Origin of the sequence: uncultured Castellaniella sp., from assembly GCF_937988725.1 — a bacterium.
Taxonomy (GTDB): domain Bacteria; phylum Pseudomonadota; class Gammaproteobacteria; order Burkholderiales; family Burkholderiaceae_B; genus Castellaniella.
This window is the reverse complement of sequence record NZ_CALKHS010000003.1, coordinates 230,585-244,114: the sequence shown is the minus strand read 5'-3', so window position 1 is coordinate 244,114 and position 13,530 is coordinate 230,585. Positions and strand designations below refer to the sequence as shown.

At 56.9% G+C, this 13,530-nt stretch carries 9 protein-coding genes; 2 read left to right on the top strand and 7 right to left on the bottom strand.

All coding sequences use genetic code 11. The features are described from left to right. Nucleotides 1–132 precede the first annotated feature (132 nt). On the top strand, nucleotides 133–2,001 hold the full coding sequence (ltrA, locus tag Q0263_RS02580) for a group II intron reverse transcriptase/maturase (protein ID WP_298013046.1): 1,869 nt from the start codon (nucleotides 133–135) through the stop codon (nucleotides 1,999–2,001). A gap of 324 nt (nucleotides 2,002–2,325) precedes the next feature. After that, nucleotides 2,326–5,298, top strand: coding sequence for a TrlF family AAA-like ATPase (locus Q0263_RS02575; RefSeq protein ID WP_298013044.1), 2,973 nt, complete (start codon nucleotides 2,326–2,328; stop codon nucleotides 5,296–5,298). A gap of 298 nt (nucleotides 5,299–5,596) precedes the next feature. Here the strand turns inward: Q0263_RS02575 and Q0263_RS02570 are convergent, their stop codons facing one another. From Q0263_RS02570 to Q0263_RS02540, 7 genes are all read right to left on the bottom strand, one after another. After that, nucleotides 5,597–6,229 (bottom strand): hypothetical protein, encoded by a 633-nt coding sequence (locus Q0263_RS02570; RefSeq protein WP_298013042.1) that lies wholly within the window; start codon nucleotides 6,227–6,229, stop codon nucleotides 5,597–5,599. Between the two features lie 14 nt (nucleotides 6,230–6,243). Beyond that, a complete protein-coding gene (locus Q0263_RS02565) occupies nucleotides 6,244–6,963 on the bottom strand; it encodes a hypothetical protein (RefSeq protein WP_298013040.1) in 720 nt (239 codons plus the stop codon). A 592-nt stretch (nucleotides 6,964–7,555) separates the two neighbouring features. Beyond that, nucleotides 7,556–8,077, bottom strand: coding sequence for a GNAT family N-acetyltransferase (locus Q0263_RS02560; protein WP_298013039.1), 522 nt, complete (start codon nucleotides 8,075–8,077; stop codon nucleotides 7,556–7,558). Next, nucleotides 8,074–8,355 (bottom strand): DUF1778 domain-containing protein, encoded by a 282-nt coding sequence (locus tag Q0263_RS02555; RefSeq protein ID WP_298013037.1) that lies wholly within the window; start codon nucleotides 8,353–8,355, stop codon nucleotides 8,074–8,076. The genes Q0263_RS02560 and Q0263_RS02555 overlap by 4 nt, the downstream gene beginning before the upstream one ends. Nucleotides 8,356–8,640: 285 nt before the next feature. Then, the gene (locus Q0263_RS02550) at nucleotides 8,641–10,707 is read right to left on the bottom strand and encodes an AsmA family protein (RefSeq protein ID WP_298013035.1); all 2,067 of its coding nucleotides are present in this window, start codon (nucleotides 10,705–10,707) and stop codon (nucleotides 8,641–8,643) included. 144 nt (nucleotides 10,708–10,851) lie between these two features. After that, nucleotides 10,852–12,132, bottom strand: coding sequence for an aminotransferase class V-fold PLP-dependent enzyme (locus Q0263_RS02545; protein ID WP_298013033.1), 1,281 nt, complete (start codon nucleotides 12,130–12,132; stop codon nucleotides 10,852–10,854). A gap of 101 nt (nucleotides 12,133–12,233) precedes the next feature. Beyond that, nucleotides 12,234–13,523 (bottom strand): TRAP transporter large permease subunit, encoded by a 1,290-nt coding sequence (locus tag Q0263_RS02540; protein ID WP_298013031.1) that lies wholly within the window; start codon nucleotides 13,521–13,523, stop codon nucleotides 12,234–12,236. Between the last annotated feature and the right edge of the window lie 7 nt (nucleotides 13,524–13,530).

Here is a 13,530-nt window from a genome sequence, read left to right as displayed (position 1 = left end):
AACAAGGACTTGCGAAGAAAATCTGCCTCATCACTTCCCACGTTGTTTCATTGAATCCCAGGGTTTTTGTTCCCTGCCGCGTTCCCTTATCTTGTTCCCCATATTTCCAGGGAACAAATTGGGAGCCACACGATGAAGCTTACCGCCAAAGCCATAGAGCTCGCCCAGCCCGCGGACAAAGAGTATTTGCTGTCCGATGGGGAAAAATTGTATCTGCGCGTCCATCCCAGCGGCAAAAAGAGCTGGCAGTTCATCTACCTCAACATCGAGAACAAACGCGTCAAGCTGACTCTGGGAACTGTCCCTGAAGTGTCTCTCGCCCGAGCACGTGAACTGGCAGCAGGGCAACGCCAGAACCTCGCTATCGGTAAAGATCCTCGCGCGCGAAAGCGTGAGGAGCGACAAGAGGCGCGACGTCAAGAGCTCGCCACCTTCGACAAGGTTGCCCGGGAATGGCACACCCACGCAAAAGCCGTGCATGAGTGGAGCGACGACTACAGCCAGAAGATTCTGCGCCAGTTAGAGCTGCATGCCTTCCCGAAACTTGGCCGACACCCTATCGGCTCATTGAACCAGCTAGACGTCCTGCAATGCCTGGAGGCCATCTCACTCGCAGGAACCCGTGAAACGGCTATACGCTTGCGAGAAAGCCTGCAACGAGTCTATGCCCGAGCCGTCACCCTCGGCCTCTTGAAGCCTGGAGATAACTTCATGGCAAAGGGCGTAGCTGATTTCAAACTACGCAGCCCGATGGTGAAGCACTACGCCACCATCCTAGAACCGCAGAAGATCGGCCAACTGATTCGAGACATACGCGGATACCGTGCCATGCCGCTGCGGCGCATCTACATCCCCAAGAGCAATGGGAAGAAACGGCCGCTGGGAATTCCCTGCATGCGGGACCGGGCGATGCAGGCTTTGTGGAAGCTCGCTCTGGAACCTATTGCAGAGACCCTGGCGGACCCGAACTCCTATGGCTTCCGACCGGAACGCTCGACGGCCGACGCCATCGAACAGTGCTTCAACGCGCTATGCAAGCGCAACTCGGCAGAGTGGATACTGGAAGGTGACATCCGGGGTTGTTTCGACAACTTCAGCCACCGCTGGTTCCTAGAGCACATACCGATGGACAGGTCGATCCTGCGCCAATGGCTGGAGGCCGGCTACGTCGATGAGGGATCTTTGTTCGAAACGCGGGCAGGCACTCCCCAGGGAGGCATCATCTCGCCCGTGATCGCGAACATGGCGTTGGATGGTTTGGAGGCAGCAGTACACGTGCACCCCGGTAGAACGGATCGCGAACGCCGAAAAGCCAAAATCAACATCATCCGCTATGCCGATGACTTCGTGGTGACGGGTGCGTCCAAAGACGTGCTCGAATCCCAGATTCTGCCCGCCATCCGCCGCTTCATGGCAGAGCGCGGGCTGGAACTGTCGGAGGAGAAAACTCGGATCACGCACATAGCGCAAGGATTCGACTTTCTCGGTCAGAACGTGCGCAAGTACGGTGACCTATGTCTGACCATGCCAGCGCAAAAGAGCATCAAGTCCCTGCTGGACAAGGTCAGGCAGATCGTCAATGGCAACGCCAGCATTACGCAGGAAACGCTGATACGGCTGCTCAACCCGGTGATCCGTGGCTGGGTGATGTATCACCGTCACAGCGTGGCCAAGCGAGCCTTCTCATGGATTGACGCCCACATCTGGCGTCTGCTCTGGAATTGGGCCAAGCGAAGGCATCCCAATAAAGGAGCGCGATGGGTCAAAGACCGGTATTTCCATGTCATTGGACGCAGCAACTGGAACTTCGCCACGAAGGGCTCGGCCGACGGCAAAATCGTCGTGCTCAAACTCTTCCGTGCGCCGGCGGTATCGATCATCCGTCACGTAAAGATCGCAGCGGCTGCTCATCCCTTCGACCCGGCATGGGCCAAGTACCTCTCCCGTCGTCGAGCCTCCAAACGCTCAGTCAAACTGCCCGGTGCCAGTCCATGGTGCTGATGAATGGCTTGAGCCGTATGCGGGGTGACTCGCACGTACGGTTCTTAGGGGGCGGCGGCGCAGCAATGGGCCGCTGCTACCCGACGCGCAGGCCCGAAGCGGGAAGCCGGGCCGTAGGCGTCAGCGATGTGCAAGGCTGGCCATGGCCAGTCCCGTTAGGGATGAGTGAATAGCGAACCTGGAGCAGCGCGGTCTGCAGAAGCAGAGACGCTATGGATGACTTGCTCATACAGTGAACACTGTCAGCCATAACATTATTTAGTTGATTTTTGATACATTCATAGATAGGAGAGCACTATAAATACCAACTTGGAGTAAAGAGCAATGATCACACGCGGGTCTGAGTGGCATCGTTGGGAGCCTCATATCCATGCTCCCGGGACGATACTAAATAACCAATTTAAATCTGACGATTGGAACAGCTATTTAGATACGCTTGAAAACGCCTCTCCTCCAATTGAGGCCATTGCTATTACTGACTACTACACTACAACACTGTATGAGGAAGTTTGCCGATACAAGGAATCAGGGCGACTTCCTGGCGTTTCGCTAATCATTCCCAACATAGAAGTACGTTTGGATGTAGCGGCCAAGTCCGGATTCGTGAATCTCCATCTTTTAGTAAATCCTGATGATCCAAACCACGTTACTGAAATCCGTAGATTTCTCTCTCGTCTCCATTTCTCGGCGCACGACGACCGATTTGACTGTACCGTCGATGATCTGATTCGTCTCGGCAAAGCTGCAGATCCCTCGATCCAAGATGATCGCGCTGCATTGGCTCACGGCGCAACCCAATTTAAAGTCAACTTTACAACTTTACGAACGGCGTACTCCGATAGCGCTTGGGCAAAGGCCAATATTCTGATTGGAGTTGCTGGAGGCTCCGGTGATGGCACATCTGGCCTTCGTCAGGCGGCAGATCAGACCATTCGACAGGAAATCGAAAAATTTTCTCATTTCATTTTTACCAGTAACCCTACCCAGCGTGAATTTTGGCTAGGTTTACGTGCCCTGTCCTTTCAACAATTGCAAGAACGATACGGCGGCTGCAAGCCATGTATGCACGGCAGTGACGCTCACAGTCTCCCAGATACCGCCCAGCCTGCGGACGATCGATTTTCTTGGATCAAAGGGGCACTTACCTTTGATGCTTTGCGACAAGCGTGCATAGACCCCGCTAGCAGGGCTTATGTCGGTGCCGAACCCCCAAAAACTGCCATGCCGTCACAAGTAATTGCCAGCGTTGACGTTGAAGGGGCTGATTGGATGGCGACCAAATCCATACCACTAAACTCGGGTTTAGTCGCAATCATTGGCGCGCGTGGCTCGGGGAAAACGGCTCTCGCCGATATGATTGCCGCGGGATGTGACTCCATCGGGGATATAGCTCGGCGAGACGACATGGACATCAGTCCATCATTTTTGGCCAGGGCACGGCCACTTCTCCGGGACAGTGGAGTCTGCCTACGCTGGGGCGGAGGGAGCACAACGAATCGCCACCTGGACGGTAGAGACTCCAACGACGCGTGGACCTTTGCGCGCGCACGTTATCTATCCCAGCAGTTCGTTGAAGAACTCTGCTCTTCAACCGGCGCATCGCAAGGTTTAATCCGCGAGATTGAGCGCGTAATCTTCGAGGCTCATACGCCTGACGAGCAGGACGGTGCAATTAATTTTGAGCAGTTGCGTGAACAACAAACGCATCGTTTCCAGCAGGCGCGTCAGCGCGAAGCTGAAGCAATTGCCTCAATCTCTGATCGTATCGCTACAGAGATTGAAAAGGAGGCACTAATCGCAAGCTTGAAAACCCAAGTTGCAAGTAAGGAAGCGATCATTAAAGGCTACACCGCAGATTTAAAAAAATTTGTGCTGAAAGGAACAGAGGCACAGGCTAACCGACATGCCGAGCTAAGCACTGCCGTCCAAATGCTTACCACACGCATTACGGCACTTACTACGCAACGCAGAACATTTGTCGCTATGCAGGACGAAGTTACTAGCACCCGAGTAGCCAAAGCTCCAGAAATGCTTAGGCAAGCCATTGCAAGATATCCCAGCAGCGGCCTGAGTGACAGTCAATGGGACTCATTTCTCCTGGTATACAAGGGTGACGTCGACGGTGCCCTGGACGGCTACATCGCGTGGGCTGACAAAGAGATCGCGAATCTAACTGGTACGACAGTAGCAGACGGTGATCCGAATACTTCGCTTATCAAACCAGAAGACGACCTCTCCACTATTCCTCTCTCAGTATTGAAAGCAGAGATGAACAGGCTGGAGAAATTAATTAGTGCAGACACTGTCGTAAGAAAACAGTATGCAGCGTTGTCCAAACGGATTAACACCGAAAGTCATGCGTTGCAGGCGTTAAAAACGCAACTAGCCGATGCAGAAGGAGCAGCAGAGCGACGCAAAACACTTCAGGCTGAACGAGAAAATGCCTATGGACGTCTCTTCGAAGCAGTAATCAGCGAGCAACAGGCTCTCGTCGATCTGTATGCACCACTTATGACTCGACTTAGCGCCAACAGCGGCACTCTCAAGAAGCTCAGTATTCGGGTATCCCGTTCTGCCGATGTCGCATGTTGGGCAAATCATGGAGAAGAGCATCTCATTGACTGCCGTAAATCTGGCCCATTTATGGGGCGTGGGAGGTTAGAGGAAATTGCTCTTTCTGAATTAAAAACAGCGTGGGAACAAGGTTCAGCAGCAGATATTCAGACATCAATGTCAGAGTTTATCGCCAAGTACTCAAAATCACTCTTTTCCCATGCTCCATTCGCACCAGATGATCAGGTGTCATTCCGGCAGTGGTCACTGCAGTTTGCTCATTGGCTGTTTGATACAAGCCATATCTCAGTACGCTACGAAATACTTTACGACAGATCAGACATCCATAAACTGTCTCCCGGGACACGCGGAATCGTTCTGCTCTTGCTGTATCTTGCGCTTGATGAAGCAGATGATCGACCTCTTATTATTGACCAGCCCGAGGAAAACCTAGATCCTAAATCAGTCAACGACGAGTTAGTACCACTTTTTATGGAAGCACGCTCAAAGCGACAAGTCATTATCGTGACACATAATGCAAACCTTGTGATCAACACAGATGCCGATCAGATTATCGTCGCCGATGCCAGTCCCTCAACAGGAACAGACCTTCCAACTTTCACTTACTCCTCCGGTGGACTGGAGGACGTAGACATTCGCAAGCAAGTGTGCGACATCCTTGAAGGGGGGGATACGGCCTTCAAGGAGCGTGCCCGCAGGCTTCGAGTAAAGCTCGAACGCTAGAGGCGACAGTAAGAACAAGGAAATGACGCCCCCCATAGCTAAGGCTGAAAAACAAGCACGCGGAGCACGCCGTGGCACGATGACCTCAAAGCAAGGCCCACCCTCACTCTAAGCTTGAAGGCAAGTGCCACCCGACACGTGATTGGTGTCAGGGATGAGCGAATAGCGTACCTGAAGGCGTTCGGCCTGATCAAGTCAAGAGACGCCACGTTGAGTTACTTCAACTTGCTCTCTTGACCATGAAAGACACACGATCGGCCAGTTTAATAGCAAGATGTGCATGCCCATCAGCTGCTTGCTAAAAAGGTAAAGAAACGACAGGTCGATTTTTGAGAAAGAACATACCTGCCCGCGCCCAAGCATCGCCCCGTTGGGCCGCATACTGTAGCGAAGTCATATCCTTCAATTGCCAGCCTGGGAGCGTCATCTCAACAGTTGTAGCTTGGCTTTCTTGCAAACAGTAATCAAGAAAGTCCTTCATTCTCTTTGTAATAACGGGGTCGGCGGCTAGCATCACGTTCTGATCGTACCGGACCGCCTCTTGATAACGCAAAAAGGGGGGAAGACTGGTATGCAAAGACCAACGCACGAAGGGCATCGATGCCGCCGGGTGACTAGAACGGCGCGGCAAGTAATGCGGCCCCAGATCCACTAATGCCTGCCCGACCTCTATCCAATAGTGCGATGGCTCGGGCGCCTGAGAATTAGGAGTACCAAAACCTTGAAAGGTTGCCTGTTTGCCATCTGGCGACACAACAAGGCACATGAACTGTCCACCAACAATTTGAGGTGTCAAGCCCGCTGCTTGCAAAAGTTGACGCAATCCAAATGCCGCATACATGCAACGCTTGTCGAAATCATCGGGGAATGCTGTGCGTAGCGCTTTATCGACGACAGCAAGGCTCCGGTTAATAGGATCGTGGGATGCCATTGTGGGGACCCCTGCTACTCCGACGTCTGCCCGGACGAAGGTTCGTTATTCGTACTGGTGGGCGTTGTCTGGGGTGCCGATTCTGCTGAGGAAGGCATAGCGCCGGGGGAAAGTGGCGTCATGATGCCAGCGGGCAAGCCCTTGTGAAGGGGAGCGTCCGTTGACACATTCGTCATTTCCTGCATGGTGGAGGCTGGCACGCCATTGACTGCTAAATCTTTCTTTTCAGACATTTGATTCGCCTCATTCAGATTGATAGCAACAAATACCGACGTAAAAATAAGAGCAAGAATGAACGCACTGCCCGCAAATCGATTCGACAATCTGGTGTACAGGTCGCACCACGACGTCTTATTGAGATACTGGGAGTTTCCTTCCAGATAATACCTCTGTGCAAATAGTATGGATAACTCCTGTGCGCGATAACTCACCAAAAAAGAGAGGATAGTCAACGCGGTCGCCAGCACGAATAACGACCATGACCCATACAGCAGAAAAGATAGCTTGGCCGTTCTGATCGGGATGAAATCCTTAAGAAAAGCCAAGGACAGAGCCAGTCCTCCACTGGAGTATGTGAGAATGGCTTTATCGAAATTTTCCGAACTGGAAAGCTGACGTTTCCGTGCATCATCAAGAAACTCTTTAAACAGCTTTTGAGCTTCCTCGGACGGCACGTAAATTTCCAGGGTAGCGGAGGTATCCTGCTCGGATGAGGCAACGCTCTGTTCCGTCACTTACCGCTTCCGCCTCCGGCCGGTTTTGGCGGTACGGGTGGCATGTGAGACGTAGGAATGCCACCCTTGACCGGTGTACTTCCCGGACGGCTGGTGCCGATCGGTCTGGCTATCGGGGGAGTGGAAGGGCTCCGGTTTCCATTCTTAGTCGTGGTCATTGGCAAGAGTCCTGGCAATTGTTCAATTGAAAATATGTAATCTGCCACCGTATGCAGATGCAACATTATCCTACGAGCAGGGGATTTTTTCATCTCGTAGCGAACACTCGTAGCGGCTACGCCGGGAAAGTGTGCCCTTATTGCCATTCCTGGTCCAGACGAACTGCTCACAGACATCATTGCACTTGAGAACTGGCGCGCACTCGTGCACAGGCGTTCGGAAGACACGGCGAAGAAGCGTAAGGCCGGGCCGCCTCCGATTGCAGCCTAGACTGGTAGCTAGCCGCATCAACTGGATAAACCAATTAACCATTCTCTGTAATCAATTGAAAGTCCAACGCACGGTAGCATGGTTGCGATGCGAGATCGATACTCCGCACTCAAGGTATTGCGGCTTCGCGAGTATGAGACCGCAGCAGCCAAAATCCCCGAGTTCAAGACTCCTGCAATTGACGTATCGTCGCCATAGGCAAGAACAACCGTTGGGTACTGTTCGGAAAATCAATAAACCCGTATTTGCGATAGAACTTAGCGGCAGCAGCGTCTTTTGCATCCACGACCATCGCGTGGACGGCCATTACCTGTGTTGCGAGCAATGTACGATACATCGCATCCATAAGCAGGAACTCGCCCAAACCCGATCCCTGAGCATCACGATCGACAGCTAAACGGCCAAGCAGGACAGCAGGGACGGGATAGCGCGGTAGCTTCCTGGCCTGTTCCGCAGGCAGTTCATCCCGCTGGAAGCTCGTCGCACTCAGACTGTAATAACCGCAGATCGCCGTGGTTTCGGGCCGCACAGCCACAAAGACACGAGCAACATCCCGTTTGATGTCCTGCGACGCATGCTCTCGAAGATAGCGGTCAAGTTCAGCAGCGCCACAGGAGAAAACGGTGCGATCATGCACCTTGCTATCAAACGCCAAGGCTCGCCAGGGTAATGGCACGACTGTCATTCAGCCGACTTCTGATACTTGGCAAACGCCTTCCGCAACGCGGCATTCGGTGCGGGAGGATTGTTCAGAGCGTCGTAAAATACTTTCCAATCCGCCGCCGACATGGTGACGGCCTCGTTCTCGCGAATGACCTTTTCAGCCTCGGCCAAAGCCGTCGTCAGCACGAACTGACTCACCGTCTTATGGCGGTAGTTCGCCGCGCGCTGAAGCACGGTCTTGGCCTCGGCGTTCAGGCGTACCTGAAGCCGCTCATCTTTTGCTTCTACTATGCTGGACATGGCAAGCCTCTCGGGTTGGAGCGATAATTGTACTTCCAAATGGAGTACAATCCAAGATGCATCCTAGCCATTGGTACCTAGGTGTTAGAAGCGTAATGTTTGCATCTATGGGGACTGTTACCTAAACTGTTCCCTCGGATTTCATCAATTCTGAAAAGGTTCTTTATTTATGCTGGTTTACGCCCGTTTTGGGATCGTGCCCCGGGCCACCAGTTGCAATCAACCCAGTCGGTTTCGGCTGGGTTTTTTGTTGCCTGAAACTCCGGCATCGGCGCGCGCGCCCGTTCAACGCGGCTCAGGCGCCGAGTGAGTGGGCGCCTTCCGTTTCGATCGCGCCTCGGGCGCCGGCGTGCGGCCCGGATGGGCCAGCATGGCCTGGCAATCGGCGGCCTCGGTCGTGCCCGGATTCAACAAGGGCAGCAGCGCCGCGAAAGGCGTGGCCACCACGCCCAGCAGCGCAGCCGCGCCGGCGCGCAACAGCAGCGGCCCCTTGTAGACGCCCACGTCGGGGTGTGCGAACGTACCGTGCGCATATAGCGGGGTGCGCAGCGTAAAGACGCGCACCGACTTGTTCTTGGGCGTGACATCCAGGTTCAGCGCCTCGGTGGCCAGGTTGATGGTGCCGGTGACATCGACGACGGCATCGGTGGTGTCCAGCCTGAAGACGCGGATGCTCATCAGGCCGTCGCGCACGCTGAAATCGCTGGCCATGCAATTGAGCACCACCTGGCTGTCGCCGAACAGCTTGTTGATCAGGATGTTGGCCACATTCAAGCCTGCGGTCTCGAGCAGCAGGCGGCTGATCGTGCCCTTGCTGATCAAGGCGCGCACATCGCCGTTGGCGTGGCCCAGCAACGCGGCGATGGAGTTGCCCGCGCCGGCCAGCTTGGCATCCCCATGCAGTTCGCCGAAGCTGGCGTTCATGCTCTCGGCGCCCGGAAACAGCCGCTTGAGCTTCAGGTGCCGCGCCGTCAGCGTCATGTCCGCCTTCAAGGGCTTGCCGCGGCCATCGACGTGGATCACGGTGGCCAAGGTGCCGCCGGCCACCCCGAAGTCCAGCGGCTCCAGGCGCAGCACCCGATCGCTCAGCACGACATGGGTCTGGATGTGGTCCAGCGGCAATTCCTTGGAATGGACGATCTTCTGTCCCGAGAACCGGACGTCGGCATCCATCGTGCCCCAGCTGTCGGTGGAGATCGGATCGACCGGCAGCACCTTGCCGGCGGGCTGCCGCACTCTCTTGGCAGGCTGCAGCGCTTCCCCTTCGGCATTGTGAACCGCTTCCAGGCGCCGGGCCTTGCGCGCCGCGGAGTCGACCCCGACCAGCGGGCCCAGGTCCTTGAATCTCAGCAGCGATGACCGCAATTCGCCGCTCAACAAGGGGCGCGGCTTGCGGATCCGGTATTCGAGCGTGCCTTCGATGTCGCTCGCGCCGACCTTGCCGCGAAAGCCGGAATACGTCCAGGTTTCATGCCCGGGCTGCAGCGTGCCGACCAGATGGCCCTCGGTGCTGTAGGCGGGGGTGTTGGGCAGCACCACTCCCAAGATGGGATATAGATCGGCCATGGTCGCGCCTTGCAGCTTGAGCTGCACGTCCAGCGCCGCCAGGTCTTGCGGACGGGTCACCGAACCCCGGGCCTGGATCAGCGTTTCGCCGATCTTCACAGTGGCGTCGATGGGAAAGGGCTGGCCGCCCTGCTGCAGCGACAGAATGCCGCCGGAACTGCCCTGCCCCTGGACAGGCGCGCGGTTATAGCTGCCGCTGAGCTTCCAGCCCAAACCGTAGCCCTCGGAAGTCACTTGCGGCAGGCTGTTCAGGCTCGCCCGCAGGTCGAGCCGATTGGCGGCATCGCGCACCCGCACGTCCACGTCCTGCAACTGCAGGCGGCGCAGGTCGAAGCTCCAGTCCGACGCAGAGTCGGCGGACGGGGCCTGCGTCAGGCTCCAGTTGACGGCGCCGTCCTGGGCGCGCTGCAGCGAGGCCTGCGCCGCGGTGACTTGCAGGCTGTCGATGCGCGCCACGCGATCGGGCAATACCCAGGGGTCGACGACAACGGCCACATCGCCGGCCTGCAGCAGGTTCCCGTCGCCCTGGATCCATTGCGGATTGCCCACCACCAGGCCCTGGACCCGGATGCGCGGCAGCGGCAACCAGCCGCGCCAACCGGAACGGTCCTGAGGCCAGAACCAGCTGACGGACAGGTCCTGCATCGACACGGGCCGATGCAGCAGCTCGCTGAGCTGGCGATCCAGGGGCGCGCGCACCAGATTCCAGTTGAAGGTCCAGATGACCGCCACGCAAAGCGCCAGCGCGCCCAGCAGCGCCGCCGCCACCCATGTTCCGATTTTCACGTCTCTGCGCATTCTTGCTTCCATGCCAGATGAGCGACGCGGGCCGCCCGCTGTATCGAATGCTACGTAGGATGGGCGACGGCCGTACGAACAGAGAGTGACTTAATGCAACAACGCCGGCGCGCCGTCCCCGTGACCGGGCAATCAGGCCAGCGCGCCCGCCATCTCGGCAGTCACCTGGAGAAACCGGTCGATGTCTTCAGGCGTATGCACATGCAGAGGGGATATCCGCACGCCCCCGCTGATGTTGAACGAATCCAGCATCCGTTTCGAATAGATGCTGCCGGCGGTCCGCTGATAGACCACCACGCCGCGCCGTTCGTATTCCAGAACGACTTGCGAAGAATCGTGATCTCCCATGCCGATCATGACGATGAGGTCGCGCTTGCTCAGGTCGGGATAATCAAGATACACCGTCACCCCCGGGATATGCCGCAACCCGCGGACCGACCCGCCCCCATCCAGCAATCGTGACAGCAAGGCGCGTTCCTGCAGTTCGATCCGGGTCATCCCGCTCGCGAACAGGTCGCGGCGATCACGGCTATCGGTAAACCGCTCACCCAGCCAGCAGACATAGGAGACGATCTCGGTCATGGCCGCGAACTGCCAGGGCGTGCCGCTGCCCAGGCCCCAGAAGCCGGCATCCTTCCCATGGAGCTTGTGGTGCGGCAATACGGCGGCACGATCCGACAGCCAGGCCACCCCCGAGCCACGGGCCCCGAAGAATTTGTACGGTGCGATATTGATGCCGTCCACCGGCGTGCGTTGCAGGTCGATCAGGCCATGAGGCGCATGCTGGACGGCATCGACAAGAATGTAAAGATCCGGTTTGATGGCGCGCGCCCGCTGGACGATCGCTTCCAGATCCAGCTTCGCGCCCGAAATATTGGACGCGCAGATCACATTGAGCACGCAGGTGTCCTGGTCGACCAGGCGCACGATCTCGTCCACGTCGATGCCACCGGTATGGGGGTTGCTCCCCGCGACCCTCAGTTCCTTGCCCGACCGTTGGGCATACAGGGACATGGCGTCAAAAGCCGAAGGATGCTCCAGCACGGTGGTCACCATATTGGTCCCGGGAACGTTCTCCGAGATGGCGCGCACCATGTCGAACATGACCGAGGAAGCGGTCTGGGACGCATGAATGCTGCCGCCTTTCGCGTTCAGCATGCAGCGGAAATCCGCTTCCCCTCTGGCCTGGACATCCTGCAGGTGGCGCGCCACGGTGTGAACGCGCTCTATATTGTCCGGGATCGCATCCAGCTCGACCATGCGGTCGAGCACGGATTTCAAGCGGAAAGCGCCGCCAGCATTGTCAAAATACAAACGCTTCTGCCCCGCATGGTCATGATCCACCTGATGAAATCTGCTTTTGATCTCGGACGCCAGACATTCAGAAAAAAACTGATCTTGAAAAGAAGGCATAAGAAGCTCTTGAAAGATTATTCAAAACAGACACATCGCTCCGCCGCGCAGGCGGATCGATCAACCACGATCACCAGACACCGGAGGGACCGGATGCATCCTCACGCAATCAAGGTGGGCAACCAGGAGATCAAGGCGGGAAACAGGGCCATGACCAGCACAAAAATCACCATGATGGAGAAAAACGGCAGGGTCGCCACGGCGATACGCGACATCTTTTCGTTCGTCAGCCCCTGAATCACGAACAAGTTCATGCCCACGGGGGGAGTGATCTGCGCCAGCTCGATCACGATGACCAGAAAGATGCCGAACCAGACCTTGTCGTAACCGGCGGCCAGGATCAGAGGCACCACGATGGGCAGCGTCATCACCAGCATGGACATGCCCTCCAGAAACATGCCCAGCACGACATAGACCAGCAGCAGAAAAATCACCAGTTGGATGGGACTCAGCTGCATGGCATGTATCTTGGCCGCAATGGCCTGGGGCAGGCCCAGGAAACCCATGGAGACAGAGAGAAAGCCGGCGGCGCCGATGATCAGGCCCAGCATGCTGACGGTGCGCGCGCAGCCCATGCAGGCGTCCTTGACCGTCGCCCACGACAGCGAACGTTCGCAGGCCATGATCCCGCAAGTCGCGGCCACGGCCACCGAGGCGGCCTCGGAGGGGCTGGCCCAGCCGGCGTACATGGACCCCAGCAGCACCGACATCAAGATGAGGAACGGCAGCAGGGCGGGCAAGCCCCGGATGCGGATGCGCCACAGTTCCGCGCGCGTCGTGGCTGGCGCCTCGATCTTGGGCAGGAACAAGGAACGGATGGCCAGAAAGCCCATGAAGCTGGCGGCCAGCACCAGGCCGGGCACGATGCCCGCGGCGAACAACTTGAGGATGGACGTCTGCGTCAGCACCCCGTAGATGATCAGGATGATGCTGGGGGGAATCAGGAAGCCGAGCGTCCCCGCCCCGCCCAGGGAACCGAGCGCGACGGAACGGTCGTAGCCGCGTTTTTCCAGCTCGGGCAGCGTAATGCGTCCGATGGCCGAAGTCGTGGCCGCCGAAGAGCCTGACACCAGGGCGAACAAGGTACAGCCCAGCACGTTGGTGTGCAGCAGGCCTCCGGGCAGATTGCGCACCCAGGGTTCCAGGGACGAGAACAGATTGCGCGTGAAGGTCGAGCGATACAGCAACTCGGCCATCAGAATGAACAAGGGCAAGGCCACCAGCTCGGGAGAGGTGAGCGTGTTCCAGATCGACTGGGCCAGCAGATTGTCCACCGGCATGGAGCGGAACAGGTATAGATTGCCGATGGCGACTCCCATCAGGCTCAGCCCGATCCAGGCCCCCGCGCCCAGCAGGCCGAACAGCAAAATGATCGTGGTGATGATTGGCATGGGCTCT

What these genes read in the sequence shown, in the direction of transcription:
- Q0263_RS02570 (WP_298013042.1), bottom strand. Translation starts at nt 6,229, where the DNA reads ATGGCATCCCACGATCCTATTAACCGGAGCCTTGCTGTCGTCGATAAA.
- Q0263_RS02555 (WP_298013037.1), bottom strand. Translation starts at nt 8,355, where the DNA reads ATGTCCAGCATAGTAGAAGCAAAAGATGAGCGGCTTCAGGTACGCCTG.
- Q0263_RS02540 (WP_298013031.1), bottom strand. Translation starts at nt 13,523, where the DNA reads ATGCCAATCATCACCACGATCATTTTGCTGTTCGGCCTGCTGGGCGCG.
- ltrA (WP_298013046.1), top strand. Translation starts at nt 133, where the DNA reads ATGAAGCTTACCGCCAAAGCCATAGAGCTCGCCCAGCCCGCGGACAAA.
- Q0263_RS02560 (WP_298013039.1), bottom strand. Translation starts at nt 8,077, where the DNA reads ATGACAGTCGTGCCATTACCCTGGCGAGCCTTGGCGTTTGATAGCAAG.
- Q0263_RS02545 (WP_298013033.1), bottom strand. Translation starts at nt 12,132, where the DNA reads ATGCCTTCTTTTCAAGATCAGTTTTTTTCTGAATGTCTGGCGTCCGAG.
- Q0263_RS02575 (WP_298013044.1), top strand. Translation starts at nt 2,326, where the DNA reads ATGATCACACGCGGGTCTGAGTGGCATCGTTGGGAGCCTCATATCCAT.